Annotated in this window: 24 protein-coding genes and 1 pseudogene; 15 read left to right on the top strand and 10 right to left on the bottom strand. The window is 68.9% G+C overall.

Annotation, left to right across the window (positions count from 1 at the left end):
• On the top strand, positions 1-426 hold a 426-nt coding region (locus Q8M88_RS05655; RefSeq protein WP_305595266.1), incomplete at its 5' end, for a metallopeptidase TldD-related protein.
• A 9-nt stretch (positions 427-435) separates the two neighbouring features.
• On the opposite strand, the gene Q8M88_RS05650 is transcribed toward Q8M88_RS05655, so the two are convergent.
• A complete protein-coding gene (locus Q8M88_RS05650) occupies positions 436-2,277 on the bottom strand; it encodes a peptide MFS transporter (protein ID WP_305595265.1) in 1,842 nt (613 codons plus the stop codon).
• 179 nt (positions 2,278-2,456) lie between these two features.
• Here Q8M88_RS05650 and Q8M88_RS05645 point away from each other — a divergent pair, with 179 nt between their 5' ends.
• Entirely contained in the window at positions 2,457-2,948 is a 492-nt protein-coding gene (locus Q8M88_RS05645; protein ID WP_305595264.1) for a DUF427 domain-containing protein, read from the top strand.
• Positions 2,949-3,021: 73 nt separating this feature from the next.
• Here Q8M88_RS05645 and Q8M88_RS05640 read toward each other — a convergent pair whose 3' ends face one another.
• On the bottom strand, positions 3,022-4,386 hold the full coding sequence (locus Q8M88_RS05640) for a glutamate--cysteine ligase (protein ID WP_305595263.1): 1,365 nt from the start codon (positions 4,384-4,386) through the stop codon (positions 3,022-3,024).
• 101 nt (positions 4,387-4,487) lie between these two features.
• A complete protein-coding gene (locus Q8M88_RS05635) occupies positions 4,488-5,213 on the bottom strand; it encodes a 16S rRNA (uracil(1498)-N(3))-methyltransferase (protein WP_305595262.1) in 726 nt (241 codons plus the stop codon).
• Positions 5,214-5,301: 88 nt separating this feature from the next.
• Between Q8M88_RS05635 and ppk2 the strand changes: the two genes are divergently transcribed.
• The 3 genes from ppk2 to Q8M88_RS05620 all read left to right on the top strand — a co-directional run bounded on the left by ppk2 (position 5,302) and on the right by Q8M88_RS05620 (position 7,408).
• Complete coding sequence (ppk2, locus tag Q8M88_RS05630; RefSeq protein WP_305595261.1) at positions 5,302-6,066, top strand: polyphosphate kinase 2; 765 nt, start codon at positions 5,302-5,304, stop codon at positions 6,064-6,066.
• A gap of 74 nt (positions 6,067-6,140) precedes the next feature.
• Positions 6,141-6,941 carry an enoyl-CoA hydratase/isomerase family protein gene (locus tag Q8M88_RS05625; protein WP_305595260.1) on the top strand — a complete coding sequence of 267 codons (801 nt, stop codon included), beginning with the start codon at positions 6,141-6,143 and terminating at the stop codon, positions 6,939-6,941.
• An 8-nt stretch (positions 6,942-6,949) separates the two neighbouring features.
• Positions 6,950-7,408, top strand: a complete 459-nt coding sequence (locus Q8M88_RS05620; protein ID WP_305595259.1) for a ribose-5-phosphate isomerase — start codon at positions 6,950-6,952, stop codon at positions 7,406-7,408.
• A gap of 11 nt (positions 7,409-7,419) precedes the next feature.
• Here Q8M88_RS05620 and Q8M88_RS05615 read toward each other — a convergent pair whose 3' ends face one another.
• Positions 7,420-8,088, bottom strand: coding sequence for a COQ9 family protein (locus tag Q8M88_RS05615; protein WP_305595258.1), 669 nt, complete (start codon positions 8,086-8,088; stop codon positions 7,420-7,422).
• 163 nt (positions 8,089-8,251) lie between these two features.
• Here Q8M88_RS05615 and rpsU point away from each other — a divergent pair, with 163 nt between their 5' ends.
• From rpsU to Q8M88_RS05585, 6 genes are all read left to right on the top strand, one after another.
• Positions 8,252-8,488 carry a 30S ribosomal protein S21 gene (rpsU, locus tag Q8M88_RS05610; protein ID WP_305595270.1) on the top strand — a complete coding sequence of 79 codons (237 nt, stop codon included), beginning with the start codon at positions 8,252-8,254 and terminating at the stop codon, positions 8,486-8,488.
• A 193-nt stretch (positions 8,489-8,681) separates the two neighbouring features.
• Positions 8,682-10,565: an ATP-dependent zinc metalloprotease FtsH gene (gene ftsH / locus Q8M88_RS05605; RefSeq protein ID WP_305595257.1), complete on the top strand. Its 1,884-nt coding sequence runs from the start codon at positions 8,682-8,684 to the stop codon at positions 10,563-10,565.
• Positions 10,566-10,611: 46 nt separating this feature from the next.
• Complete coding sequence (folP, locus tag Q8M88_RS05600) at positions 10,612-11,409, top strand: dihydropteroate synthase (RefSeq protein ID WP_305595269.1); 798 nt, start codon at positions 10,612-10,614, stop codon at positions 11,407-11,409.
• A 45-nt stretch (positions 11,410-11,454) separates the two neighbouring features.
• Complete coding sequence (thiD, locus tag Q8M88_RS05595; RefSeq protein ID WP_305595256.1) at positions 11,455-12,258, top strand: bifunctional hydroxymethylpyrimidine kinase/phosphomethylpyrimidine kinase; 804 nt, start codon at positions 11,455-11,457, stop codon at positions 12,256-12,258.
• Entirely contained in the window at positions 12,255-12,824 is a 570-nt protein-coding gene (locus Q8M88_RS05590; protein ID WP_305595255.1) for a nucleotidyltransferase family protein, read from the top strand. Before thiD ends, Q8M88_RS05590 begins: the two co-directional genes overlap by 4 nt.
• A gap of 19 nt (positions 12,825-12,843) precedes the next feature.
• Positions 12,844-13,671, top strand: a complete 828-nt coding sequence (locus Q8M88_RS05585) for a PhzF family phenazine biosynthesis protein (protein WP_305595254.1) — start codon at positions 12,844-12,846, stop codon at positions 13,669-13,671.
• Positions 13,672-13,746: 75 nt separating this feature from the next.
• Here the strand turns inward: Q8M88_RS05585 and Q8M88_RS05580 are convergent, their stop codons facing one another.
• Both Q8M88_RS05580 and Q8M88_RS05575 read right to left on the bottom strand, forming a co-directional pair.
• Positions 13,747-14,193 carry a hypothetical protein gene (locus Q8M88_RS05580; RefSeq protein ID WP_305595253.1) on the bottom strand — a complete coding sequence of 149 codons (447 nt, stop codon included), beginning with the start codon at positions 14,191-14,193 and terminating at the stop codon, positions 13,747-13,749.
• A gap of 211 nt (positions 14,194-14,404) precedes the next feature.
• Positions 14,405-16,288, bottom strand: coding sequence for an ATP-binding protein (locus tag Q8M88_RS05575; RefSeq protein ID WP_305595252.1), 1,884 nt, complete (start codon positions 16,286-16,288; stop codon positions 14,405-14,407).
• A gap of 194 nt (positions 16,289-16,482) precedes the next feature.
• Here Q8M88_RS05575 and Q8M88_RS05570 point away from each other — a divergent pair, with 194 nt between their 5' ends.
• The 4 genes from Q8M88_RS05570 to serA all read left to right on the top strand — a co-directional run bounded on the left by Q8M88_RS05570 (position 16,483) and on the right by serA (position 20,326).
• Positions 16,483-16,827 (top strand): hypothetical protein, encoded by a 345-nt coding sequence (locus Q8M88_RS05570; RefSeq protein ID WP_305595251.1) that lies wholly within the window; start codon positions 16,483-16,485, stop codon positions 16,825-16,827.
• 69 nt (positions 16,828-16,896) lie between these two features.
• A complete protein-coding gene (locus Q8M88_RS05565; protein ID WP_305595250.1) occupies positions 16,897-17,355 on the top strand; it encodes a hypothetical protein in 459 nt (152 codons plus the stop codon).
• Positions 17,356-17,479: 124 nt separating this feature from the next.
• Complete coding sequence (locus tag Q8M88_RS05560) at positions 17,480-18,652, top strand: phosphoserine transaminase (RefSeq protein WP_305595249.1); 1,173 nt, start codon at positions 17,480-17,482, stop codon at positions 18,650-18,652.
• Between the two features lie 93 nt (positions 18,653-18,745).
• Positions 18,746-20,326 carry a phosphoglycerate dehydrogenase gene (gene serA / locus Q8M88_RS05555; RefSeq protein ID WP_305595268.1) on the top strand — a complete coding sequence of 527 codons (1,581 nt, stop codon included), beginning with the start codon at positions 18,746-18,748 and terminating at the stop codon, positions 20,324-20,326.
• A 53-nt stretch (positions 20,327-20,379) separates the two neighbouring features.
• Here the strand turns inward: serA and Q8M88_RS05550 are convergent, their stop codons facing one another.
• From Q8M88_RS05550 to Q8M88_RS05535, 4 genes and pseudogenes are all read right to left on the bottom strand, one after another.
• The gene (locus Q8M88_RS05550) at positions 20,380-23,598 is read right to left on the bottom strand and encodes an error-prone DNA polymerase (protein ID WP_305595248.1); all 3,219 of its coding nucleotides are present in this window, start codon (positions 23,596-23,598) and stop codon (positions 20,380-20,382) included.
• Positions 23,599-23,601: 3 nt separating this feature from the next.
• Positions 23,602-24,006 (bottom strand): VOC family protein, encoded by a 405-nt coding sequence (locus Q8M88_RS05545; protein WP_305595247.1) that lies wholly within the window; start codon positions 24,004-24,006, stop codon positions 23,602-23,604.
• Between the two features lie 8 nt (positions 24,007-24,014).
• A complete protein-coding gene (locus Q8M88_RS05540; RefSeq protein WP_371132636.1) occupies positions 24,015-25,763 on the bottom strand; it encodes a DUF6504 family protein in 1,749 nt (582 codons plus the stop codon).
• Positions 25,681-26,162 (bottom strand): annotated as a pseudogene (locus Q8M88_RS05535) (protein imuA); the annotation flags it as partial. The gene Q8M88_RS05540 and the pseudogene Q8M88_RS05535, both read right to left, overlap by 83 nt.

Raw genomic sequence — 26,162 nt, 5'->3', positions numbered from 1 at the left:
ATGGGCCTGCAGCCCACCGGCAACGCGCGGCGCCAATCCTACGCCCACATGCCCATGCCGCGGATGACCAACACCGGCATGCTCGGCGGCGACACACCGCGCGAGGAGATGATCGCCTCCACCAAGCGTGGCCTCTACTGCGCCAACTTCGGCGGCGGTCAGGTGGACATCACCAACGGCAAGTTTGTCTTCCAGTGCACAGAGGCCTACCTGATCGAGGACGGCAAGGTGACCACGCCGGTCAAGGGCGCGACCCTGATCGGCGACGGCCCGTCCTGTCTGACGCGGGTGACGATGATCGGCGACGACTTCGGTTTCGACCCCGGCATCGGCGTCTGCGGCAAGGGCGGCCAGAGCGTGCCGGTCGGCGTCGGCCAGCCGTCGCTGAAGATCACCGGCCTGACCGTCGGCGGCACCAGCCTCTAGCCGCGGGGGTTACCCCTCGCGGTCGGCGCGGATCGCGGCGGGACTCACGGCCTGACGCTCGCCGTCCAGCACCGGGGCGATCGGCTCGGGCTGGGCGCCGCCGTGGGTGTCGTTGGCGCCGTGCGACCAGCCCTTGATGAAGAAGCTGAGCACGATGAAGGCGACGCCGAAGCCCATGCCCCACCAGCCCAGCATGGCGAACACCTTGACCGACGAGGCCAGCGCCGCGGCGGGGTCCAGCACCTGGCCGCCGACCGTCTCGGCTCCGGCCATGCCGGCGATCAGCCCGCCGACATATTGCGCGATGGACGACGACAGGAACCAGATCGCCATCATGAACGAGACCAGCGAGGCCACGGACAGCTTGGTGATCTGCGACAGGCCCACCGGCGACAGGAACAGCTCACCGGTGGTGTGCAGCAGATAGAGCAAGCCCAGCAGAACCAGCGGCACGCGGTAGTCGCTGTCGGCCATGCCAGCGCCCCACACCACCACCATGAAGCCCAGGCCGACCTGGATCAGCGCCAGGCCGAACTTCAGCACCGGGTCGGGGTCGCGTCCGCGCTGGCCCAGCCAGGCCCAGGCCGCGGCGAACACCGGCGCGAAGATCAGGATGAAGCCGGCGTTGAACGACTGGGTCTGGGACGCCGTCATCCCGCCCAGATCGACGTTGCGCGCCGCGAACAGGTTGAGCGAGGTGCCGGCCTGCTCGAACAGGGTGAAGAACACCACCGCGCCGAAGATCAGCACCATGGCCAGCATCATCCGCTCACGCTCGATGCGGTCGCACTTGAAGATCAGGAAGCCGATGACGAACGCCAGCGAGATTAGCGTGCTGGCGATCAGGCCGATGCCCACCAGGTCGTTACGCTGCACCAGCAGCCACACCCCGCCGACGCCGGCGAGACCCGCGAGGTAGATCAGCCATTCGCGATTGACCGGCCCCAGGACGGGCTTGGCCAGCAGCTCCGGATGCGGAGGCTCGCCGTGGCCTTCCAGGTGCTTCTTGCCGAGCACAAAGACGATGAACCCGGCCAGCATGCCGACGCCGGCCAGTCCGAAGCCGGCCCACCAGCCGACGTACTGGCCCAGCGCCCCGCACAGTATCGAGGCCCAGAAGGCCCCCAGGTTGATGCCGTAGTAATAGAGGGTGAAGCCGGAATCCCGCCGGGGATCGCCCTGCGGATAGAGCTGGCCGACGATCGTCGAGATGTTGGGCTTCAGGAAGCCCACGCCCATGATGATCAGCGACACCGCCAGATAGAAGGCGTTGACCCCGTTGCGGTCGACGGTCTTGCCCATCGTGTAGGAGCCGGCCGGCAGCACCGCGGGCAGCGCCGCGTCAGCCGGCAATCCCTCGATCTCCAGCCCGCCGCCCTCGGCCGCGGAGAACGCATAGGGCTGGCCGCCCACGATCAGGTGGACGTCGCGCGCATCCATGCGGCCTTCGGCGGCGATCGCGTAGCTCTGGCCTTCGTAGCGCAGGGTCTGGTCGGCCGGGCGGCCCTCATAGGCCATGGTCAGGTGGCCGGCGACCAGCAACAGGGCGCCGAACGCCACCGCCTTGCGGGTGCCGAGGTAGCGGTCGGCCAGCACCCCGCCGAGCAGCGGCAGCAGATAGACCAGCGAGGTATACGACCCGTACTGCGCATTGGCTGTGGCGTCGTCGAACAGCAGATGCTGGGTCAGGTAGAAGATCAGGATGCCGCGCATGCCATAGTAGGAGAAGCGCTCCCACATCTCGGCGAAGAACAGTATGATCAGTCCGCGCGGATGGTTCTTCAGCAGTTGCAGGAGCACCGGGATGCCGGTCGCCAGGGTGATGACGATCCCGAGGATGACGATGAGCATTGGCGATCCCGAACTGTCCGCGTGGCGCCCCGGCCCCGCAGCGGCGGAGAAGACCATGCGTCCGAAACAAGCACAAGCGAGCCTCAGGGCGGCGCTTCGCCCGAAGCCCCGCCCGGAACGTTAGCTCGCCAGAACGTTAGCTCGAATGACGCGTTAGCCCCTCAGGAGGACTTGAGCCCATGCTGACCCCCGGCCCCGACCACCCGATCACCATCACCCCTGCGGGCAAGCGATGGCGCGCCCGGTTCCAAGGGCATGTGATCGCCGACACCGGCGACGCCCTGATCCTCAAGGAGGCGAGCTACCCGCCGGTCGTCTACTTCCCCCGGGCCGACGTCGACATGGCCTACATGTCGCGCACCGACCGCAGCACCCACTGCCCCTACAAGGGTGACGCGTCGTACTACACCGTGCTGATGGACGGCCATTTCGGCGAGAACGCCGTGTGGACCTACGAAGAGCCCTTCCCAGCCATGGAGTCCATCCGCGAGCGGCTGGCCTTCTATCCGGACAAGGTCGAAGTCTATGCGGTCGAAGAGGCTCAGGTGAACCCTCGCGCGGCGGGCGTCGACGTCGACGCCGTGGTCCAGCACACCGACGCCGGCGACGGCCACAGCCAGCGCGAACACTGGACGCCCAAGGACGACGTCTCCCGACCCGAAGGGGTGTGAGCGGCCTCCAGGTCATCGAGGACGCGCCTCGCTCCTCCCCTGCGCAGCGGGGGAGGAGCGGCGCTCGCTATCCTTAGTAGCGCCAGTCGTCGAAGGCCTTGGACGCATCGCCATTCCAGGCGCCGTGGAACAGCTCGAGCTGACGGTCGGCCTGGGTCAGGCCGCTGTCGGCGATCTCGTCAAGGGGAGCCAAGTAGATCGTCTCATCGACGCCGGCCTCCAGGCGGGCGCGGCGGGCCAGACCTTCGCGCGCGATAGCCAGCAGGTCCTTCGCCACCGCCTGCACCGTGCGACCGGCGATCTCGGCCTTCATCCCGCGCCGGGCCACGTCGGCGCGCAGGGCGTTGTGCTGCTCCGTCGTCCAACCCTTACAGAGGTCCCAGGCCGCGGCCAGCGCCGCCGAATCGTAGAAGATCCCGGTCCACAGCGCCGGCAGCGCATGCAGCATCGGCGCCGGGCCGCTGTCGGCGCCCCGCATCTCCAGGTACTGCTTCAGCCGCACCTCGGGAAAGATGGTGGTGGTGTGGTCGGCCCAGTCCTTCAGCGTCGGGCGCTCGCCCGGTAACTCGGCCAAGTCGCCATCCATGAACTTGCGGAACGAACGCCCCGACAGGTCCACATAACGGTCCTTGCGCTTGGCGAAGTACATCGGCACGTCCAGCGCGTAGCGGGCGTAGCTCTCGAAGCCGAAGCCGTCCTGGAACACGAAGTCCAGCATGCCGGTGCGGTCAGGGTCGGTGTCTGTCCATACGTCGGCGCGGCTGGACAGCAGGCCGGTCGGCCGGCCTTCCTTGAACGGCGAATTGGCGAACAGGGCGGTGGCGATTGGCTGCAGCGCCAGGCTGGTGCGGAACTTGGCCACCATGTCGGCTTCGGAGCCGAAATCCAGATTGGCCTGCACGGTGCAGGTGCGGAACATCATGTCCAGGCCCTTGCCGCCGACCTTGGGCATGTAGGCGCGCATGATCGCGTATCGGCCCTTGGGCATCACCGGGACTTGGTCGCGACGCCACAGCGGCGTGAAGCCGAGCGCCAGGAAGCCGATCCCGAGCTCTGCGGCCACGGTCTTGGCCTCGTCGAGATGGCCTTCGGTCTCGCGGCGGATCTCGTGCATCGTCTGCAGCGGCGCGCCGGAGAGTTCGAACTGGCCGCCGGGCTCCAGGCTGACGTTGGCGCCGTCCCGCTCCAGGCCGATCAACACCGGCCCGGCGTCCGACGCCTCGAAGACGCCGGTCCAGCCGAAGCGCTGCAGGCCTTCCATCAACGCCTTGATGCCCGCGCCCTCGTAAGCCACTGCATCGTGGCTCTGGAGTCGGAACGGGAACTTCTCGTGCTCGGCGCCGACGCGCCACTGGGCGGCGGGCTTGGAGCCGACCTCGAACCAGCGGACGAGGTCCTCAAAGACCAAAGGCCGATCGTCGCAGACGACTTCGCCCATGCGTATAACTCCCCACCCGTTTCGCAACACCGTCCCGGGCGAGGCCTCCCGCGGCGCGGGCATTTATGCTCTTCGCTCGGGTGGTGGCAATCCCGGCGCGCTCAGGTCCGCCAATCACCGCGCGCCGCCTGCCAGAGCGTCAGCGCGCTGATCGCCGCGGTGTCGGCCCGCAGGATGCGCGGCCCCAGGCTGGCCGGCGTCGCATACGGCAGCGCCCGCAGCCGGTCGTGCTCAGATGGCGAGAAGCCGCCTTCCGGTCCGATCAGGATCGCCCAGGGACCCTCGTCAGCGGTCTGGCGCAACGCCTCCAGCACCGGCCTGGCGTCGCCGGCCTCGTCGCAGAAAAGCAGCCTGCGCCCCGCCTCCCAGCCGTCCAGCAGCTTGTCGAGCCGCAGCGGCTCGCACACCTGCGGCACGTCCAGTCGGCCGGTCTGTTCCGCGGCCTCGGCGGCGATCGCCTGCAACCGCCCGACGTTGGCGCGGTCGGCGTTGGTCCGTTCGGTGAGCGCCAGCCGCACGCGCCGTGCGCCCAGCTCTGCCGCCTTCTCGACGATCACCTCCAGGCGCGGCCGCTTGACCAGCGCCACCACCAGATCGAGGTCGGGACCGCTCGCCTGGGGCCGCGCCAGCGACAGCACCTCCAGCTTGACCCCGCGCTTGCCGACCTCGGCCAGCGCCGCCAGCCATTCCCCGTCGCGGCCGTTGAACAGCACCACCTGGTCGCCGACGCCGCGCCGCATGACCGAGGAGAGATAGCGGCTCTGCTCCGGCCCCAACGCCAGGGCGGCGCCGGCCGAGAGGGGGTCTTGCACGAACAGTCGGATCATCGCGCCAGCGTCCCAGACGCTGCGCGCGCCTGCAAGCCGGCGCAGCGTTTGCTTGGCGCGCGGCGCCCCGGCGGCCTAGGCTCGTCCCATGAGCAAGAATTCGGACGACGACCAGCGCGAACTCGAACGCCACCAGCTCGCCCTGGTGCACTATCAGCAGCACGCCATGGCGCAGGGTGAACGGGCGCTGATCATCCTCGAGGGCCGCGACGCGGCCGGCAAGGACGGCACCATCCGCGCGGTCACCGAGCACCTGTCGGTGCGCAACACCCGGGTGATCGCGCTGGCCAAGCCCACCGAGCGCGAGCAGGGCCAGTGGTACTTGCAGCGCTACATCCCCCACCTGCCGGCGGCCGGCGAGACGGTGATCTTCCACCGCTCCTGGTACAACCGCGGCGGCGTCGAACCGGTGATGGGCTTCTGCACACCCGAGCAGCACGAGGCCTTCCTCCGCGACATTCCGCACCATGAGGCGCTGCTGGTCGGCGACGGCCTGAAGCTGGTCAAGCTGTGGCTGGACGTGTCCAAGAAGGAACAGGCCAAACGGCTGGCCGAACGCAAGGACGAGCCGTTGAAGGCGCTGAAGTCGAGCCCCCTCGACGAGGCGGCGCAGAGCCGCTGGGACGCCTACACCGGCGCCCGCGACGAGATGCTGAAGCGCACCCACACCGCCGCCGCGCCGTGGATCTGCGTCCGCTCGGACCACAAGAAGACCGCGCGGCTGAACATCATCCGCCACCTGGTGCGCACCCTCGCGCCGGCCTCGATCGGCAAGGAGCTCGACGCCCCCGATCCCGACGTCCTCTTCCCGTTCGAGATCGCTGCGCTCAGCGACGGGCGACTTGAGCGCTGAGCCCCGCTTGATCGGCCTGCGGTTCCATGGTGCTTGAGCCCACTTCAACGACACCAGGAACAAGGGCGCGGGCGATGTCGGGATCAGACGTTTTGCAGGTCGAACGTCGTGGCGACGTCGAGATCGTCACCCTCAACCGCCCCGATGCGCTGAACGCCCTGAACCCTGACCTGGTCGAGGCGCTGCTCGCCTACTGGCAAGGCCTGCAGGAGAACAACGACATCCGCGTCGTCGTGCTGCGCGCCGCCGGCCGCGCCTTCTGCGCCGGCCTAGACCTGAAAGGCTGGGGCGATTTCTCGTCCGAGCCTTCCGTCGCCAACGCCCTCTATATGCAGCGGCGGATCGGCCGGATCATGCGGATGATGCGCACCTGTCCGCAACCGGTGATCTGCCTGGTGCAAGGGGCCGCGGCGGGGGGCGGCATGTCGCTCGCGCTCGCCGCCGACGTCCGCTATGCGACCCCGGACATGCGCATGAACGCCGCCTTCATCCGCATCGGCCTGGGCGGCGCCGACATGGGCTCCAGCTACTTCCTGCCCCGGTTGGTCGGCCATTCCGTGGCCTCCGAACTGCTGCTGTCGGGTCGCTTCATCCAGGCCGAGCGCGCGCTCAAGGTCGGGCTGATCAGCGATATCGTCGAGCCCGACGCGCTGCTGGACGCCGGCCTTGCGCTAGCCGACGACATGCTGCTGGCCGCGCCCATGGGCCTGCGGCTCACCAAGGATGCGCTCAACCTCAACATCGACGCCTCGGGCATCGAGGCCGCCATGGCCATCGAGGACCGCCAGCAGGTGATGCTGAGCAACACCGCCGACCACGGCGAGGCGGTCGCGGCCTTCCTCCAGAAGCGCAAGCCCGTCTGGCAGGGCAAGTAGCCGCCGCCATGCGTGTGCACGTCGCCGCCGACCACGCCGGCTTCGAGCTCAAGACCCACCTCGTCGCCTGGCTGTCGGCCAACGGGTACGAGCCGGTGGACCATGGCGCCTACGCCTACGACGCCGAGGATGACTACCCGCCGTTCTGCGCCGCCGCAGCGGCCGCGGCGGTGGCCGAGCCGGAATCGCTGGCGATCGTGATCGGCGGCTCGGGCAACGGCGAGCAGATCGCCGCCAACAAGGTCAGAGGCGCCCGCGCGGCTCTGGCCTGGAGCGTAGAGACGGCCGCGCTCGCGCGTCAGCACAACAACGCCAACGTCGTCGCCGTGGGCGCACGCATGCACAGCGCAGGCGAGGCCGTCGCAATCCTCGAGGCCTTCCTGACGACGCCCTGGAGCCAGGCCCCGCGCCACCAGCGACGCATCGACATGCTGCTGGCCTATGAGGAGACCGGCCAGTTCCGCTGAAGGGTGCGCGCCTATCGGTAGCGCAGCCGTCCCAGCAGCCGCGCCGCGCTGTCCAGCGCCGCGCTGGGCCGGAACCGCGTCGTCGCCTTCCACTTCTCGAAGGCCATGACGTTATCGATGCGCCGCGCGACGAACGCCTCGGCCGCCTCGCGACCGCTCTGCAGGCGCACCGCCAGCGCGCCGGTGAGGATCGAGGCCAGGATCGCGCGCTTCGAATAGTGGTTCTCGTCTGCGGCGACGTCGCCCGCCCAGCGCCACAGCGCGTCGGCGCTCTCCCAGCCCAGTCGCAACCCCAGCGCGGCATGGCCCGGCAGCGCCAGGAACCCGGCCCAGCGGCGCAACGCCGCCTCGTCAGCGAACGCCGCATCGATGCGCGCCTCCACCGCCCGCGCAATACGCTCGCGGATCTTCAAGGCCAGAGGGTCGATGTCGGCCAGCGCCGCCAGGCCCGCCGCGTCGTGGCGGCGCGACAGCAGGGCGGCGAGATCCGCCGGCCCCCGGGGCATCAGCAGGCCCACATCGGCCTCGCTCAGCCCCGCCGCGCGCCCGGCCGCCAGCAACGTCGCCTGGCTCCAGCCGCTTGTCGGCGCGAGGGTCAAGGCCGCGTCCAGGACTCGGCGCTCGGCGCCTGCCGCCCAATCCTCCGCACCTTGCGGCGCCGCATCCAGGGTCTCGCTCATCGGTTCATCCTAAAGCGTGCAGAGCCGGCCGTCGCCGTGGACATGGGCGGGTCGTTCTGTTATCTGCCGCGGCTTGCATCCGGAGGCGTGTTCCTTCGGCCAACACAATTCTGCTGCTCACCGTCTCAGGGTCGAGCGTGGGCGACGAATAGGAGAGCGGGTCCTGGTTCAGATTTTCGTGCGCGACAACAACGTCGACCAAGCCTTGAAGGCGCTGAAGAAGAAGATGCAGCGCGAAGGCTCGTTCCGCGAGATGAAGCGCCACGTCCATTACGAAAAGCCGTCCGAGAAGCGCGCTCGCCAGAAGGCTGAAGCCGTGCGCCGGGCGCGCAAGCTGGCCCGCAAGCGCGCTCAGCGCGAAGGCCTGATCCCCGCGCCGAAGAAACCCGTCGGCCGCTAGGCCAGGGCTTCCAGTCGCGGACTGCACGAAAGGCCGGGCGGGCGACCGCTCGGCTTTTTCGCGTTTTTGGCCCCGCGTTCGCCGCACTCTGGCGCGATCTTCCGTTGCGCAGGCATGCGGCTTGCTGGTGAAAGGGCGTGCGGTCCCCTATCTTGTGGCCTGCGGACCTTATCGAGACGGATCTCGAACGATCATGAACCTGCGCAATCTCGTCATCTGGGGCGTCATCGTCGTCGTCCTGATCGGCCTCTACAGCATGATGACCGGCGGCGGCCACGCGGCTGGCGCGAGCGAGATCAGCTATTCGCAGCTGATGACGCGGGTGAACTCCGGCGAGGTGAAGACCGCGGTGATCCGCGGCTCCACCGTCGAGGTCCACGACCAGGCCAACAAGGCCTACACCGCCATTACGCCGAACAATCAGGAAGAGCTGGTCAAGCGCCTGGAGAGCCAGGGCGCGGACATCCATGTGAAGCCGCCGAGCAATGGCGGCCTGCTGGGCTTCCTGCTGAACAGCCTGCCGATCCTGCTGCTGGTCGGGGTGTGGATCTTCTTCATGCGCCAGATGCAGGGCGGCGCCCGCGGCGCCATGGGCTTCGGCAAGTCCAAGGCCCGCCTGCTCACCGAGGACAAGAACCGCGTCACCTTCGACGACGTGGCCGGGGTCGACGAGGCCAAGGAAGAGCTGACCGAGATCGTCGACTTCCTGAAGGACCCGCAGAAATTCCAGCGCCTGGGCGGCAAGATCCCGAAAGGCGCGCTGCTGATCGGCCCTCCCGGCACCGGCAAGACGCTGCTGGCCCGCGCCATCGCGGGCGAGGCCGGCGTGCCGTTCTTCACCATCTCCGGCTCCGACTTCGTGGAGATGTTCGTGGGCGTCGCCGCCAGCCGCGTGCGCGACATGTTCGAGCAGGCCAAGAAGAACGCGCCCTGCATCATCTTCATCGATGAAATCGACGCCGTCGGCCGTCACCGCGGCGCGGGCCTGGGCGGCGGCAACGACGAGCGCGAGCAGACGCTGAACCAGCTTCTCGTCGAGATGGACGGCTTCGAGGCCAACGAAGGCATCATCCTGATCGCCGCCACCAACCGTCCCGACGTTCTGGACCCCGCGCTGTTGCGCCCGGGCCGCTTCGACCGCCAGGTCGTGGTGCCGAATCCCGACGTGAACGGCCGCGAACGGATCCTGCGCGTGCACATGAAGAACGTGCCGCTGGCCGCCGACGTCGAGGTCAAGACCATCGCCCGCGGCACGCCCGGCTTCTCCGGCGCCGACCTCGCCAACCTGGTCAACGAGGCCGCCCTGATGGCCGCGCGCAAGAACCGCCGCATGGTGATGATGCGCGACTTCGAGGACGCCAAGGACAAGGTCATGATGGGCGCCGAGCGCAAGTCCATGGCCATGAGCGAGGACGAGAAGCGCAACACCGCCTACCACGAGGGCGGCCACGCCCTGGTGGCGCTGTCGGTGCCCTCGGCCGACCCGGTGCACAAGGCGACGATCATCCCGCGCGGCCGCGCGCTGGGCATGGTGATGCAGCTGCCCGAAGGCGACCGCTACTCCATGGACTACCAGCAGATGATCTCGCGCCTGGCGATCATGATGGCCGGCCGCGTCGCCGAGGAGCTGATCTTCGGCAAGGACAAGGTGACCTCCGGCGCGTCCAGCGACATCCAGGCCGCCACGGGCCTGGCCCGCAACATGGTCACCCGCTGGGGCTTCTCCGACGTGCTGGGCCCGATCTCCTATGGCGACAACCAGGAAGAGGTGTTCCTCGGCCACTCGGTGGCGCGCACCCAGAACGTGTCGGAAGACACCGCCCAGAAGATCGACGTCGAGGTCCGGCGCCTGGTCCAGGGCGGCATGGACGAGGCGCGCCGGATCATCACCGAGCGGATCGACGACCTGCACGCGGTGGCCAAGGCGCTGCTTGAGTACGAGACCCTGTCTGGCGACGAGATCATCGGCGTCATGAAGGGCGTGCAGCCGATCCGCACCGAGGCCGAGACCAAGCGCCCGACCGGCCCCGCGGTCGCCGTGCCGATCTCGCCCCGACCCGATCCCGAACCGGCCTGACTCCAGACGCTTGACGCTGAGCTCCGAGACCCGCCGCGTGAAGGTGATGGGCGTCGTCAATGTGACGCCCGACAGCTTCTCCGACGGCGGCCGGCATTTCACGCCGGCTGACGCCCTGGCCCACGCCCGGCGGCTTATCGCCGATGGGGCCGACATCCTCGACATCGGCGGCGAGTCCACCCGCCCCGGCGCGGCGCCGGTCGAGGCCGCCCAGGAGATCGACCGCGTCGTCCCGCTGATTGCGGCGATCCGCGCCGAAAGCCCGATAGCGATCAGCATCGACACCATGAAGCCCGCCATCGCCCGCGCCGCGACCGCCGCCGGCGCGCACATCTGGAACGACGTCTCGGCCCTGGGCTACGACAGCGAGAGCCTCTCCCTCGCCGCAGACCTCGGCTGCGAGGTGGTGTTGATGCACATGCAGGGAAACCCGCGCACGATGCAGCAGGACCCGCAATATGACGATGTCGCCGTCGAGGTGGCCGCCATGCTGGCGGCCCGCGCCGAGGCGGCGATGGCCGCTGGCGTCGCCCGCGAACGCATCTGGCTCGACCCCGGCGTAGGCTTCGGCAAACACACCACGCGGCACAACCTGCCGCTGCTGGCCGGCCTCGACCGACTCGTCGCGCTGGGCTTCCCGGTGCTGCTGGGCGCCAGCCGCAAGCGCTTCATCGCCGCCATCGACCCGGCCGGCGCGTCACCCGACAAGCGGCTGGGGGGCTCGATCGCCACCGCGCTGGCTGGCGCTGCGGCCGGCGTCGCCGCCGTCCGCGTCCACGACGTCGCCGAGACGGTTCAGGCGCTGGCGGTCTGGCAGGCGATCGAGGATGCGCGGCTGGACTGAAAGCCTGCGCTTGGCGCATGCGTGGCGGCGCGCTAATCGCCATTGATGGCGAACTCCCTTGGCCGCGTCCTGATCATCGCCGGCTCCGACTCCGGCGGCGGGGCGGGCGTGCAGGCCGACATCAAGGCCGTCACCATGCTGGGCGGCTATGCGGCGACCGCGATCACCGCGATCACCGTGCAGAACACCCTGGGCGTCAGCGGCGTGCACCCGATCCCGCTGGCGGTCATCGACGCCCAGGCCCGCGCGGTGCTGGACGACATCGGCGCCGACGCGCTGAAGACCGGCATGCTGGGCGACGCGGCCACTGTCGAGGCCGTGGCCGCCATCCTCGACTACGCCGCGGCTCCCGCCGTGGTCGATCCGGTGATGATCGCCAAGGGCGGCGCGTCGCTGCTGGCGGACGCCGCGATCGGCGCTGTGCGGAGCCTGATGATCCCCCGCGCCGCCCTGCTGACCCCCAATGCGCCGGAGGCCGCCGCCCTGACGGGGATCGGAGTCGAGACTCTCGACGACATGCGCCGCGCCGGTGAGGCGCTGCTGGGCCTGGGCGCCCGCGCCGTGCTGATGAAGGGTGGGCACGTCCCCGGCGATCAGGTCGTCGATCTCCTGTTGACGCCGCAGGGCGAGACCGCCTTTGAAGTCGAACGTATCGACACCCGCCACACCCACGGCACCGGCTGCACGCTGGCCTCGGCCTGCGCGACGGGTCTCGCCCAGGGCCTGCCCCTGGTCGAGGCGGTCGCGCGCGCCTGGGGTTACGTTCAGGAGGCGATCGTTCGCGCACCAGGCCTTGGCGCAGGGCACGGGCCGCTGGATCACGGCTGGCCGCTGCGGGACCGGCGATGAGCGATCCCCTGACCGCCAGGCTGGAGGCTATCCTGCGCGCCACGCCGGGGCTGATGCAGGTGTTGCGGACCGCCCGTGATCTCGCCCTGCCGGACTGGCTGGTGTTCTCCGGCGCGATCTACCAGCCGGTGTTCAACCACCTGACCGGCCGCGCCCCCGACTATGGGGTCAAGGACTACGACCTCGGCTACTTCGACCCTGACACCTCATACGAAGCCGAGGATGCGGTGATCCGCCGGGTCGCGGAGGCCTTCGCGCCACCGCTGCGCGAGCTGGTCGAGGTCCGCAACCAAGCCCGCGTGCACCAGTGGTTCGAGGGCAAGTTCGCCGAGCCCTACGCCCCCCTCCATGACAGCGCGCATGCGTTGACGCGCTTCACCACCACCGCGTTCGCGGTCGGCGCACGGTTGGAGCACGACGACACCCTGACCATCCTGGCCCCCTTCGGCCTGGAGGACCTGTTCGCCCTTCGCCTGCGTCCCAATCCGACGCGCGCGACCAACGGCTTCGCGCGTACGGCCGCGAGCGTCATCGCCCGCTGGCCCGAAGCCCGGGTCACCGACTGACCCTGCAAGGAGATCTCCGATGCGCCAGTGGACCGTCGACGCCTTCGCCGCCGCCCCGTTCCGCGGCAATCCCGCCTGCGTGGTCGAGCCGATGCTGAAGTGGCCCACCGACGCCTGGATGCAGCGCCTGGCCGCCGAGAACAACCAGGCCGAGACCGCCTTCCTGCTGAAGACCGATGATCCTGCGCGATTCAAGCTGCGCTGGTTCACCCCGGCGCTCGAGGTGCCGCTGTGCGGACACGCGACGCTGGCCAGCGCCCACGTGCTGCTGAGCGAACTGGCGCTGGAAACTGAAACCGTCACCTTCGACACCCTCTCCGGCCCGCTGAGCGTGCGCCAGGCGCGCGAACTGGGAGAGCTCTACGAGATGGATTTCCCGGCCATGGCCCCCAGGCGCATTGATCCGCCCCAAGGCCTCGCCGAAGCGTTAGGCGCGGAGCCGCAGGAGGTCTGGGCCGCGCAGTTCCTGGTCGCGGTGATGGCCAACGAGGCTGAGGTGCGAGCCCTCAACCCCGATGGCGCGCGCTTGAAGGTCATATCGTCGGCCGCCACCCAGGGCCGCGGCAATGTCGGCGTTTGCGCCCTGCCGGACGCCGGCGCGCCCTACGACGTGGTCAGCCGCTTCTTCGCGCCAGGTTCGGGCATCGCCGAGGACCCCGCCACAGGGTCGCTCCACTGCATCCTGGCGCCGCTCTATGCGGACAAGCTTGGGCGCCCGTCGCTCAGATTCCACCAGGCCTATCCCGGGCGCGGCGGCGACCTGCTGTGCGAGCATCGCGGCGAGCGCGTGCTGCTGCGCGGCGGGGCGTTCACCGTCCTCGATAGCCGCCTGCGCATTGGACCCTGATCGGCCCTGTCTCGACCATGATGAAAAAGGGGCGGCCCTCATCGGACCGCCCCCGTTCGTTGCTCAGATCAGGCCTTAGCGGCGGTAGTCGCGACCGTAGCCATGGCCGTAGTCGTTATCGCGGCCTTCGTAGCGGATCTGGGCGCTCAGCCGGTCGAACCGGCGATCCAGATCGGCGCGTTCCCAGTTCGACAGCCCGCCGGCGCGATAGCGGTTCTCCAGACGGGCGATCTGATAGAACTCGGCGCGCAGGCGCTGGGCTTCGGCGCGGGTCAGACGCCCCTGGCGCACGCCGCGATCGATGCGGTTGTCGAGCTGCGCCTGGCGGGCGTTGATGTTCATCCAGCCGCCACGGTCGTCGCGCCAGCCGCGGTCACCGTCCCAGCGCTCCCCATACGAAAGCCGTTGGTCATAGCCGCGGTCGTTGTCGTAGCGGCCGCCGTACGGTTGGGCGCTGGCCGCCGTCGCGCTCAGCGTCAGCGCCGAGACCGCGACCAGGCCAAAAGACATCAGCTTTTTCATTGGTCCTGTCCTCTTCTTCGGCCGTCCCCGCTCTTCGAAAGAGCCTTGAGACGTCCATCAAACCCGTTGGCGCGGGGCTTGGTTCTGGCCAAGCTTTGCGCTGCGCAGCCACTATCGGCCGCGTTGATGGGAAGAAGACCATGTTCAGGATGACACCATCCTGAGCCGCTCGTTGTGCGCCGTTCAGGTTGGCGGATGGGCGGCGACAGCTCTAGGCCGCGTTGGCGGCGCCGGTGGCTGCGTCGTTCAGGGCGCGGCTGATCGCTTCGTACAGCTTGGCGATCTCGATGGGTTTTGGCACGTGGCCGTCCATGCCGGCGGCGAGGTATTCCTCGACCTGGTGGCTCAGCGCATTGGCGGTCAGCGCCACGATCGGGGTGCGCTTGCGCTTCGATGTGCGCTCGATGGTGCGGATCGCGCGCGCCGCGTCGATGCCGTCCATCACCGGCATCTGGATGTCCATGAGGATCAGGTCGTAGGTTCCGACCCGCCAGGCCTCCACAGCCTGCTGGCCATCGGCGACGATGTCGATCTCGATGCCCAGGGAACCCATCACCGCGGCCAGCACCTGCTGGTTCGTGGCGTTGTCCTCGGCGGCGAGCAGGCGCAGCGCGCCGTCGTCGGATGTCGAGACGTTCTCGATCACCGCGTCCTCGACCGCCTCGCCGCGTTCCAGCGGCAGCTCGACGACGAACACCGAACCCTTGCCCTCGGCGCTTTCGACCGTAATCGTGCCGCCCATCATCTGGGTCAGCTCGCGGCAGATGGCCAGGCCCAGGCCCGTGCCGCCGAAGCGGCGCGTCGCCGAGTTGTCGGCCTGGGTGAACTTCTCGAACAGCCCCGACTGCTTGTCGCCGGAGATGCCGACGCCGGTGTCGCGCACGGTGAAGCGTAGGCCGCCGGTCTGCGGGTTGAGGTCGAACAGGCCCGAGACCGAACCATGCGAGGTGAACTTGACCGCGTTGGACAGCAGGTTGCCGGCGATCTGGCGCAAGCGGTCGGCGTCGCCACGCCACCACCCCTGAGCCTCGGGCGCCACGGTGACGCTGAAATCCAGCCCCTTGGCGTTGGCCATGGCGCCGAACGCGCCGCGGGTGGGGGTGAGCGCACGGTCCAGCTCGAAGTCGTCGACCAGCAGGGTCAGCTTGCCGGCCTCGATCTTCGACAGGTCGAGCACGTCGTTCAGGACGGCCAGCAACAGGCTGCCGGATTGGCGGATCACGTCCAGGCGCTCGCGCTGAATGGGCGCAAGCTCACTCATCGACATGACTTCGGCCATGGCCAGCACGCCGTTCAGCGGGGTGCGGATCTCGTGGCTCATGTTGGCCAGGAATTGGGTCTTCAGCACGTTGGCGGCGTTGGCGGCGTCGCGCGCCTCGGTCAGGTCCTGCATCGCCGCCTTCAGGTCCTGCTCGCGCTCTCCGAGCTTGCCCAGAAGGTGGTTGAAGCTGGCCGTCAGACTGCGGAACAGCTGGTCCTGGGCCTTGACGTCCACCGGCTCGAAGCTGCCGTCGGCGGCGACTTGGCGCATGGCGTCCGACAGCCGCTCCACGGGTGCGATCACCCGATGCGCCATGCCGCGGGCGAGGAACAGGGCGACACCCACGCCGCCGAAGAACAGCGCCGCGGTCAGCGCCATGAACTGCGGCAGCATCGCGCCCAGTTCCGGCGCGCGGGAAGTGACGACGATCTCGCCCAGATTGTCAGCGCCCATGCGCACGGGCGCGCGCACGACGTCCGTGTCCTTGCCGGCGACATTGGCGTCGGGGCGAAGGTAGGAGGCGATGGTCTTGCCGTTGACGTCGAGCAGACGCACCGAAACCACGTTGTGAGAGGCGCCCAGCGCCGTCAGCGGGGTGCGCGCGGCTTGGTGGTCGTTGGCGAGTACGGCGGGCGCGGCCGCCGCGGCGGCGATCTGGGCCAGGGACTGGGCGCCGATATGGCTCTGCTCACGCGCCACCGCCCACTGCTGGACCATGAAGGTCAGGCAAGCGGCGATCAGCACCACCATGGTGGTGATCAGCCCGACCCCAGCGACGCGCGCATGGAAGGTGGCGTGATGGGCCGAACCGCGCGCGGTCGGAGTATCGCTCATGGGCGCCTTTTCCCCACTCAAGCGCTCCGCATACCGCTGTTTGTACTAACGCTTCGCTTCCATGCCCGTTGCCATTTTGACACAGATCAACCTGTGCGCGTACATGTCGCACTTTTCTCGCCCGTTAACCATAGACTAACCTTAACTAGTCGTTTACCTTCCTCTATATTGTGTTAACGAATAGGGGTCTGCGTATGGAAAAGGTGTTTGTTGCTCAGCGCGTGGCGAACAAGCTGTTCGCGACTGAGAATGCTGTTGATGGCGCCCTGGCTGAAGCCGCTGAATTCATGAGCGAAATGCTCAAGGCGCGTAAAGACGTTCACGTTTCGCTCGTTCTGGGCGACGAAGCGACCGCGAAGCTGGTCGATGCGATCAAGGCGTTGGGCGAAGCCCGCACCGCCATGGTCGGCGTGCACAACGAACTCGCCGAAGTGAAGCTCCGCCTCGGCATCCGCACGAAGATGGACGGCTGGGACACCGACAAGGGTCTGGCCCTGCGCGACGTTCAGGCTCCGGCCACCCTTCGCGACGTCGGCTAAACCCACTTCGGTTTTAGTTGCGATAACTTAACGGTGTTGCGCCTCTAATGCGAGTTAGAGGCGCAATGCATGTTTAGTCCCTTCCTTCCGTACGTGGGCATGGTGGTCACCCTGGTGGTGTGCGGCCTGGCCTTTCTACGTGGCGGCCCGCCTGAGCGGGTGGGCGCCGGCTTGGTCCTGGGCGTCGCCCTGATTGGCCAGGCGATCGACCTCATCCTCCCCGATGCGCACGAGCAGGTGGCCCACCTGTGCAATGACGCTTTCCTGGCCGTGGGCTTCCTGCTGGTCGCCCTGCGCTACGGCAGCCTGTGGCTGGGCGGCTCGATGATGCTCCAGGCCGTGCAATTCAGTCTGCACGCCTTCTATCTGGTGGCGACCAAGCCCCACGATCGCTTCTTCGCGGTGGTCAACAACGCCAATACCGCCGGCATCATCGCCTGCATTCTAGCTGGCACCCTGGTCGCCTGGCGCCATCACAAGAAGTCTATCGTACCGGTCCTCGGCGCCTCGGGCGCCTCCGCGCACTGACCGCTCGCCGGCGCGGGCTCCACGCAGTTTTTCCTTGCATGACGGGGCGAATGCAGGCTTCTGCGCGCCGGGCCACGCCCTCCCAACGGGGCGCCGCTCATCTGCAAGGATGGGAGACATCGCTATGACGACTCTTGCAAAGCCGGCCACACGGCCGTTGAGACCCGAATTTTCCTCCGGCCCGTGCGCCAAGCGCCCCGGATGGACCCCTGAAAATCTTAAGAACGCGGTCCTGGGGCGCTCGCATCGCTCCAAGCTCGGAAAAGGTCGCCTGCAGGCCGCCATCCAGGCGACGCGCGAACTGCTTCAGGTTCCCGACACCCACCTGATCGGCATCGTGCCCGGCTCCGACACCGGCGCGGTCGAGATGGCCATGTGGTCGATGCTGGGCCCGCGCCCGGTGCAGCTCCTGGCCTTCGAGAGCTTCGGCAAGGACTGGGTGACGGACGTCGTCAAGCAACTGAAGCTTCCGGCCGAGCCGTTGGAAGCGCCGTACGGCGAGCTCCCCGACCTCACCAAGGTCCGCAAGGACGCCGACCTGGTGTTCACCTGGAACGGCACCACCTCCGGCGTGCGCGTGCCGAACGCCGACTTCATCGCCGCCGACCGCGAAGGCATCGTCATCTGCGACGCCACCAGCGCGGCCTTCGCCCAGGCGCTCGACTGGGCCAAGCTCGATGTGGTCACCTTCTCCTGGCAGAAGGCGCTGGGCGGAGAAGGCGCGCACGGCGTGCTGATCCTGGGTCCCCGCGCCGTCGAACGGCTGGAGAGCTACACGCCCGCCTGGCCGATGCCCAAGCTGTTCCGCATGACCAAAGGCGGCAAGGTCACCCTCGATCTGTTCGAAGGCGCGACCATCAACACGCCGTCGATGCTCTGCGTCGAGGACGCACTGGATTCCATGGGCTGGGCCGCCTCGATCGGCGGCCTGCCGGAGATGCGCCGCCGGGCCGACGCCAATCTCGGCGCCCTCGCCGCCTGGGTCGACAAGACTGCCTGGGTGGAGTTCCTAGCCGCCGATCCGGCGACCCGGTCCAACACCTCGGTGTGCCTGAAGGTCGTCGATCCGCGCGTCACCGGCCTTTCCGCCGACGCCCAGGCCGACTTCGCCAAGAAGCTGGCCGCGGTGCTGGAAAAGGAAGGCGCCGCCCTCGACGTGGGCGGTTACCGCGATGCGCCTCCCGGCCTGCGCATCTGGTGCGGCGCGACCGTAGAGACCGCCGACATCGTGGCGCTGACGCCCTGGCTCGACTGGGCTTTCGCGAGCCTCGCCCAGGACCAGTTCCAAGCCGCCTGACGCGCGTCCGGCGTCACCGCCGCCCGCTCAAGGCCTTCCCTCTTTGAACAACCCCTCTCCGCCGCCGCGCGGGGAGGGTCTCTCCCAATGGAGATTCCCATGCCCCGCGTACTCATCGCCGACAAACTGTCCCCCGCCGCCGTCGACATCTTCAAGCAACGTGGCGTCGACGCCGACGTGAAGACCGGCCTGACCAAGGACGAGCTGCTCAAGATCATCGGCGATTATGATGGTCTGGCCGTGCGTTCGGCGACCAAGGCCGACAAGGACGTGCTGGCCGCCGCCAAGAACCTCAAGGTCGTCGGCCGCGCCGGCATCGGCGTCGACAACGTCGACATCCCCGCCGCCACCGCCGCCGGCGTGGTGGTCATGAACACCCCGTTCGGCAACTCGATCACCACCGCCGAGCACGCCATCGCCCTGCTGTTCGCCCTCGCCCGCCAGCTCCCCGCCGCGGACGTCTCCACCCAAGCCGGCAAGTGGGAGAAGAACCGTTTCATGGGCGTGGAGCTGTTCGGCAAGACGCTGGGCCTGATCGGCGCCGGCAACATCGGCTCCATCGTCGCCGACCGCGCGCTGGGCCTGAAGATGCGCGTCGTCGCCTACGACCCGTTCCTCTCCCCCGACCGCGCGGTGGAGATCGGCGTCGAGAAGGTCGAGCTGGACCAGCTGCTGGCTCGCGCCGACGCCATCACCCTGCACACCCCGCTCACCGACAAGACCCGCAACATCCTGTCGGCCGAGAACCTGGGCAAGACCAAGAAGGGCGTGATGATCATCAACTGCGCCCGCGGCGGTCTGGTCGACGAAAAGGCCCTGCGCGCCCTGCTCGACAGCGGCCATGTGGGCGGCGCGGCCTTCGACGTGTTCGTTGAGGAACCGGCCAAGGACAATGTGCTGTTCGGGGCCGAGAACTTCATCGCCACCCCGCACCTGGGCGCCTCCACCAACGAGGCCCAGGAGAACGTCGCCCTGCAGGTCGCCGAGCAGATGAGTGACTACCTGCTCACCGGCGCGGTCTCCAACGCGCTGAACAGCCCCTCGGTCACGGCCGAGGAAGCCCCGCGCCTGGCCCCCTTCATCGCGCTCGCCGAAAAGCTCGGCGCCTTCGCCGGCCAGATGGTCGACTTCGGCGTCAAGTCCATCGACATCGCCTACGAGGGCGAGATCGCCAAGCTCAACACCAAGCCGCTGACCGCCGCGTCGCTGGCCGGCGTGATGCGACCGATGCTGGCCGAGATCAACATGGTTTCCGCGCCGGCGGTGGCCAAGGAACGCGGCATCACCGTCTCGGAATCCACCCAGGACGAGTCGCCGATCTACGAGAGCCTGATGCGCATCACGGTGACCACCGAGAAGGGCCGCCGCTCCTTCGCCGGTTCGGTGCTGGCCGGCACGCCGCGGGTGGTCGAGGTCAAGGACATGGACCTGGACGCGCCGTTCGGCCCGACCATGCTCTACGTCAACAACCTGGATAAGCCGGGCTTCATCGGCAACCTGGGCGCCATCCTGGCCGACGCCGGCGTCAATATCGCCACCTTCAACCTGGGTCGCGTTTCCGCCGGAGAAGACGCCATCGCCTTGGTCGGCGTCGACCAGGAACCCAGCGAGGACCTGCTCTCCCGCATCCAGGGCCTCCCCCACGTCAAGGAAGCCCGCACCCTGCGGTTCTAACACCGTTCAAGCTCCTCCCCCGTAAAGCGGGGGAGGAGCGAAGCGGGCGCCAATCAATGGAAATCGCGGCTGCGGATCAGGCGGCCGCTGCCCTTGGAACGCACCGCCACCGGGGCAGCGTCGTCCTCGCGGCGCAGTTCACTCAGCCGCTGCGACAGGTCCTCGAAGCGTTCGGCGACCAGGTGGACCACCTCGCCCTCGCGCTGCAGCCGGCCGTGCACCACCAGGAAGGCCGAGGTCATCACCAGCCGGCGATGCCGCTCGAAGGCGTCGCGCCACACGACGATGTTGGCCACGCCCGTCTCGTCTTCCAGGGTCAGGAACACCACGCCCTTGGCCGTACCCGGCCGCTGGCGCACCAGCACCAGCCCGCCGACGGTGATCCTGCGGCGGTCCTTGAGCGTCTTCAGCGCCTGGGCCGGGACCGCCCCCATGCGCACAAGGTCCTCGCGGAAGAAGCTGCAAGGATGGGCCTGCAGCGACAGGCTGGTGGTGCGGTAGTCCTCGGCCACATGCTGCGGCAGGCTCATCAGCGGCAGCGCCACCGCCTCTTCCGACACCCCCATGGCGGCCAGCAGGGGGGCGTCGCTCTCGATCCGCGCCTCGCCCGCCATGCCCTTCACCGCCCACAGCGCCTGACGCCGGTCCAGCCCCAGGGAGCGGAACGCATCGGCCTCGGCCAGGAGCTCCAGCGCACGTTTGGACAGCTTGGCGCGCCGGGCCAGGGCGTTGAGGTCGCGCACGCCCTCTTCGCGCGCGCTCACCAGGGCCTTGGCCTCCTCCTGGTTCAGTCCCTTGATCTGCCGCAGGCCCAGCCGCACCGCACGCCAGCCCTTCTCATGCGCATGCGTCGGCGGCTCCAGCGTGCAGTCCCAGTCGCTGGCCAGCACATCGGGCCCGCGCACCTCCACCCCATGCTCGCGCGCATCGCGCACCAGTTGCGCCGGCTGGTAGAAACCCATCGGCTGGCTGTTCAGCAGCGCCGCGCAGAAGGCGTCCGGCCAGCGCCACTTCACCCAGGCCGAGGCATAGACCAGCAGGGCGAAGCTGATCGCGTGGCTCTCGGGGAAGCCATAAGAGCCGAACCCCTCGATCTGCTTGAAGCAGCGGTCCGCGAACTCGGGATCGTAGCCGCGCGCGACCATCCCCTTGACGAACCTCACCCCGTATTCACCCACCGTGCCCAGGTGGCGGAAGGTGGCCATGGAGCGGCGCAGGCCATCGGCGTCGTTGTCCGAAAACTGCGCCGCCTCGATGGCGATGCGCATCGCCTGCTCCTGGAACAGCGGCACGCCCAGGGTCTTCTTGAGGATGCCTTCCAGCTCGTCCTGGGGGAATTCCGCCGCCGGCCGTGGATAATCCACCGGCTCCTTGCCTTCGCGGCGGCGCAGGTAGGGGTGCACCATGTCGCCCTGGATCGGGCCTGGCCGCACGATCGCCACCTCGATCACCAAGTCGTAGAACTTGGCGGGCTTCAGCCTGGGCAGCATCGACATCTGCGCCCGGCTCTCCACCTGGAAGACGCCCACCGAGTCCGCGTGGCAGAGCATATCGTAGACCTGCGGGACCATCTGCGGGACGTCGGCGATCTCCCTGATCTGCGTTCCGTCGTCCAGCGGCGGCAGCATGGCGAAGCTGCGCTTCAGCGCGCTCAGCATGCCCAGCGCCAGCACGTCGACCTTCATCAGGCCCAGCGCGTCGATGTCGTCCTTGTCCCACTCGATGAAGGTTCGGTCGGCCATCGCCGCATTGCCGATCGGCACGGTCTCGTCCAGCCGCCGCTGGGTCAGCACGAAACCGCCGACGTGTTGCGACAGATGGCGGGGGAAACCCAGCAGCTCCTGGGCGAGTGTGCAGGCGCGGCGGATCTGTTCGTTGTCGGGGTCGAGCCCGGCTTGGCGGATATGGCCGTCCGGCACGCTGTCGCCATAGCTGCCCCACACCGTGCCCGCTAGCGCCGCGGTGACGTCTTCGGTCAGCCCCAGCGCCTTGCCCACCTGGCGGATCGCCATGCGGGGACGGTAATGGATCACGGTGGCGACGATCGCCGCGCGATGGCGCCCATAGCGGTCGAACACATACTGCATCACCTCCTCGCGCCGCTCGTGCTCGAAGTCGACGTCGATGTCCGGCGGCTCGCCCCGCTTCTCCGAGATGAACCGCGAGAACAGCAGGTCCTGGTCCTCCTTGGTCGGGTCCACCGAGGTGATCCCTAGGCAGAAGCAGACGCAGGAGTTGGCCGCCGACCCCCGGCCCTGGCACAGGATGTCCTGCTTGCGCGCCCAGCGGACGATGTCGTGGACGGTCAGGAAATAGTTGGGGAAATCCAACTTCTCGATCAGCGCCAGTTCCTTGTTCAGCAGGTCTCGGACCTTGCCAGGCGGGCCGTTCGGATAGCGCCAGCCCGCGCCCTCCCAGGCCAGGTCGTGCAGGTGCTGGATGGCGGTCTTGCCGGGCGGGACGGGTTCGTCGGGATATTCGTAGGAGAGCTGCGACAGGTCGAAGCCGATGCGCTCGACGATCTCCAGCCCGCGCTCCAGCGCGCCCGGGAACCGCGCGAACAGCCGCGCCATCTCCTGCGGAGGCTTCAGGCGCCGTTCGGCGTTGGCCTGCAGCCGCAGCCCGGCCTCGGTGATCGTGCAGTTCTCGCGGATGCAGGTCAGCACGTCCTGCAGCGGCCGCCGATCGGCGGCGTGGTAGAGCACGTCCCCGGTCGCCGCCATCGGCGCGCCGCTGGAGGCCGCCAGTCCCGCCAGCCGCGACAGCCGTTGCACGTCGCGCGCGCCATAGCCCCGCGCCGCCGCCAGCCAGACGTTCCCGTTCAACTCGCCGGCGATGCGCGCCAGTCCCGCCTCGAAGTCCTGGTCCAATCGGGCGGGCGGAATCACCAGGCAGAGCTGCCCCTCGGCGTGGTCCAGGAAATCGGTCCAGGCGAGCTCACACCCGCCCTTCTTCGCCCGCCGCTGGCCCAGGGTCAGCAGCCGGGTCAGCCGCCCGTAGGCCTCGCGGTCGGACGGATAGCAGAGCAGGCTGGGCGATCCGTCGGCGAAGTCCAACCGGCAGCCGGTCAGCGCCCGCACCTTGGCCCCGCCGGCGCGCAGGTCGTTCATCGCCGACCAGGCGCGCACCACGCCCGCCAGGCTGTTGCGGTCGGTGATCCCGATGGCCGAGATCCCCAGCGCCTCGGCGGTGGTCACCAGCTCCCACGGATGCGAGGCCCCCCTCAGGAACGAGAAGTTGGTGGCGGCCTGCAGTTCGGCGTAGGCGGCCATGGATCAGGTCAGGTCGGTGAACGGATTGAAGGCGACCTCCCAGAGGTTTCCCTCGGGATCGGCGAAATAGCTGGAATAGCCGCCCCAGAAGACGTCCTGGGGAATCTTGACCGCGGTCGCTCCGGCGGCGAGCGCCTGGGCGAAAACGCGATCGACATCAATCTTGGAAGGCGCGTTGTGGGCGAGCACCACACCGCTGAATCCAGCGCCTTCGGTCGGTATGGTGGCGTCCTGCGCCAGTGCTTCGCGCGGATAGAGCCCCAGCCAGGTCCCCTCCAGTCGAAACATGACCATGTCATCGCCGGGTGAATAGTTGTGCAGCGGGAAGCCCAGGCCGTCCCGATAGAAGGCGAGCATCCGTTCCAGGTCGTGCGCGCCGAAGGTGATGAGGCTGATCTTGGGTTTCATTTGAGCTCCTATCCGAACAGGCCGTGCAGCCACCAGCGGGCGGGCTGGCCGGCTTCGTAGAGTCCGGCGCGGAACACCCAGAAGCGGCCGCCTTCCTGGTCCTCCACCCGGTAGTAGTCGCGCACATGGGCGGGAGAGGCGGCGGAGAGCGCGGCCTTCCACCATTCCTCGGCGATCCGCTCCGGCCCTTCCGAACGGCTCACCCGGTGCACCCGGCCTCGCCAGCGGAACTGGATCGGCGGGTCGTCGGGCACCGGCGCGGTGACCTCGATCGCCTCGGGACGGCGGAACAGCCGAAGCGGCCTGGGCAGGTCAGGGTCCCAGCCGCCGTGGGGTGCGCCGGCCAGCGGCGGGACGCGTATCGACGCCAGTTCCGGCACGTGGCTTTCGAAGGCCGCCGATTTCCACACCCGCGCCTCGCCCAGCCGGTTGGCCAGCCGGTCGACCAGCGGCGCCAGCTCCGCCTCGTCGAACCCGTCGTCCCAGGTGGGCGTAACGGGCTCCTTCTCCCCTTGCGGGAGAAGGTGGCCGCGAAGCGGTCGGATGAGGGGTCTCTCAGAACCCTCAGCTTCGATGTTCAGCAGCCTGACCGGAGAGGGCTTTCGACCCCTCATCCGGCCTGCATCCGCAGGCCACCTTCTCCCGCATGGGGAGAAGGGAACCTCTCCCGCCTCTTGCGTGTGCATGGGTCCTCGGGACGAGCCCGAGGATGACGGCTTGAGAGATCTTTGCCGACCCGCCAGCGGCTCCACGTCCAGGGCGCTCAGGGTCACCACCTCGATCCCGAAGCCGGGGTCGACCGTCTCCAGCTTCGGCGCGAACAGGCGTGCGAGGCGCCTCGCGTCGCGCCCGGGAAACGCCAGGCCGACGCTTAAGGAAGGCGCCTGTCCGTCAACCCGGTGGAAGGCCATCTCGAAGCGCCGCGCGCCCTGGCCGGCGTCGTCCAGGCGTGCGCAAAGCGCCTCCAGGATGTCGCGGCTGACCCGTCCCATGTCCTCCGGAGCGCTGATCGGCTCGGCGAAAGCCAGCCGCGGGAACCAGGGGGTCGCCGGGCGGCGGAAGGCCAGCGCCTCGCGCGCGCGGCCCAGCGCCTGATCCAGGCGCATCAGGGTGGCGGCCCCAAACCGACGGCCCAGAGGCGCGCGGGGAATCTTCATCAACTGACCAAGGCGCTTCAGCCCCAGCCGCTCGATCTGGGCGGCGGCCTGCGGCTCCAGGCGCAGCGCCGCCGGCGGCAGCGGGACCAGCAGCGGCGCCTGTCCGTCCTCAGCCGCGATCGTCCCATCCACGCCATGGTGCGCCAGCGCCCAGGCCGCGCCAGGGGTGTCGGCGAGCGCCAACCTGACGCCGATCCCGCCCTGCCCCAGCCTGTGGCGGAAGTCGGCCATCAGCGCGCCCTCCCCGCCCCACAGGTGCGACACGCCCTCCACGTCGAGGAACAGGCCGTCCGGCGCATCGGGGGCCACGGCCGGGGAGAATCGCACGCACCAGTCGGCCAGCGCCTCCAGGGCGGCCAGGTCGGCGGCGGGCTCGTCCTCGGCGCTGTCGAGTTCGGGGACCAGGGCCGCGGCGTCGGCGGCCTTCTGACCGGCGAATAGACCCAGCGCGCGGGCGGCCTCGTCCACCGCCGCCAGCCGACGCACGCCCCGGGCGGTCTCCACCAGGGCGAACGGCCTATCCTGCGGCGCGGACGGGTTGCGGCGGCGCCAGTTGTCGATCGCCCAGTTCGGCGACCAGGCGCAAAGGATGCGTCCCATCGATGTCTTCCTCAAACGGCCGTCGCTCGAACAGCCAGGCCCCGGGCCGGCCGCCGCGGCAGTACTCCAGCTCCACCCGCCAGCGCGGCGCGCCCAGGCCGACGACCTCGCCATAAAGGTTGGCTTCGGGCGCGCTCGGCGCCGCCGCGACCCGCCAGCGGGCGACCGCGGCCGAGCCGTGGGCCTTGCCGCCGCTCCCCGCCCCGAACGGATTGCGGCGGATCACCAGTCCGGTGGCCGCCGCCTTCTCGCAGGCCAGCTGCAGCCTCCGGCCCGCCGTCAAGTCCACCGCCCCCACCTCGCCCAGCACCACCGCGACCCCAGTGGAAGCCAGCGCGTCCTCCATCACCCCCAGCGCCTCGGCGTCATCGCGGGCGCAGACCTGGATCAGCCGCTCGG

Source organism: Phenylobacterium sp., assembly GCF_030693805.1.
GTDB lineage: Bacteria > Pseudomonadota > Alphaproteobacteria > Caulobacterales > Caulobacteraceae > Phenylobacterium.
This window is presented reverse-complemented; position numbering and strand designations above follow the sequence as displayed.

Bases quoted from the DNA above. Each gene is read 5' to 3' on its own strand.
- Q8M88_RS05560 (WP_305595249.1), top strand. From the start codon at position 17,480: ATGACGACTCTTGCAAAGCCGGCCACACGGCCGTTGAGACCCGAATTT.
- ftsH (WP_305595257.1), top strand. From the start codon at position 8,682: ATGAACCTGCGCAATCTCGTCATCTGGGGCGTCATCGTCGTCGTCCTG.
- Q8M88_RS05615 (WP_305595258.1), bottom strand. From the start codon at position 8,088: ATGAGCGAGACCCTGGATGCGGCGCCGCAAGGTGCGGAGGATTGGGCG.
- Q8M88_RS05540 (WP_371132636.1), bottom strand. From the start codon at position 25,763: ATGGGACGCATCCTTTGCGCCTGGTCGCCGAACTGGGCGATCGACAAC.
- Q8M88_RS05575 (WP_305595252.1), bottom strand. From the start codon at position 16,288: ATGAGCGATACTCCGACCGCGCGCGGTTCGGCCCATCACGCCACCTTC.
- Q8M88_RS05640 (WP_305595263.1), bottom strand. From the start codon at position 4,386: ATGGGCGAAGTCGTCTGCGACGATCGGCCTTTGGTCTTTGAGGACCTC.
- Q8M88_RS05590 (WP_305595255.1), top strand. From the start codon at position 12,255: ATGAGCGATCCCCTGACCGCCAGGCTGGAGGCTATCCTGCGCGCCACG.
- Q8M88_RS05635 (WP_305595262.1), bottom strand. From the start codon at position 5,213: ATGATCCGACTGTTCGTGCAAGACCCCCTCTCGGCCGGCGCCGCCCTG.
- Q8M88_RS05585 (WP_305595254.1), top strand. From the start codon at position 12,844: ATGCGCCAGTGGACCGTCGACGCCTTCGCCGCCGCCCCGTTCCGCGGC.
- folP (WP_305595269.1), top strand. From the start codon at position 10,612: ATGGGCGTCGTCAATGTGACGCCCGACAGCTTCTCCGACGGCGGCCGG.
- Q8M88_RS05650 (WP_305595265.1), bottom strand. From the start codon at position 2,277: ATGCTCATCGTCATCCTCGGGATCGTCATCACCCTGGCGACCGGCATC.
- thiD (WP_305595256.1), top strand. From the start codon at position 11,455: ATGGCGAACTCCCTTGGCCGCGTCCTGATCATCGCCGGCTCCGACTCC.
- Q8M88_RS05565 (WP_305595250.1), top strand. From the start codon at position 16,897: ATGTTTAGTCCCTTCCTTCCGTACGTGGGCATGGTGGTCACCCTGGTG.
- Q8M88_RS05580 (WP_305595253.1), bottom strand. From the start codon at position 14,193: ATGAAAAAGCTGATGTCTTTTGGCCTGGTCGCGGTCTCGGCGCTGACG.
- ppk2 (WP_305595261.1), top strand. From the start codon at position 5,302: ATGAGCAAGAATTCGGACGACGACCAGCGCGAACTCGAACGCCACCAG.
- Q8M88_RS05645 (WP_305595264.1), top strand. From the start codon at position 2,457: ATGCTGACCCCCGGCCCCGACCACCCGATCACCATCACCCCTGCGGGC.
- Q8M88_RS05620 (WP_305595259.1), top strand. From the start codon at position 6,950: ATGCGTGTGCACGTCGCCGCCGACCACGCCGGCTTCGAGCTCAAGACC.
- Q8M88_RS05625 (WP_305595260.1), top strand. From the start codon at position 6,141: ATGTCGGGATCAGACGTTTTGCAGGTCGAACGTCGTGGCGACGTCGAG.
- Q8M88_RS05550 (WP_305595248.1), bottom strand. From the start codon at position 23,598: ATGGCCGCCTACGCCGAACTGCAGGCCGCCACCAACTTCTCGTTCCTG.
- Q8M88_RS05545 (WP_305595247.1), bottom strand. From the start codon at position 24,006: ATGAAACCCAAGATCAGCCTCATCACCTTCGGCGCGCACGACCTGGAA.
- Q8M88_RS05570 (WP_305595251.1), top strand. From the start codon at position 16,483: ATGGAAAAGGTGTTTGTTGCTCAGCGCGTGGCGAACAAGCTGTTCGCG.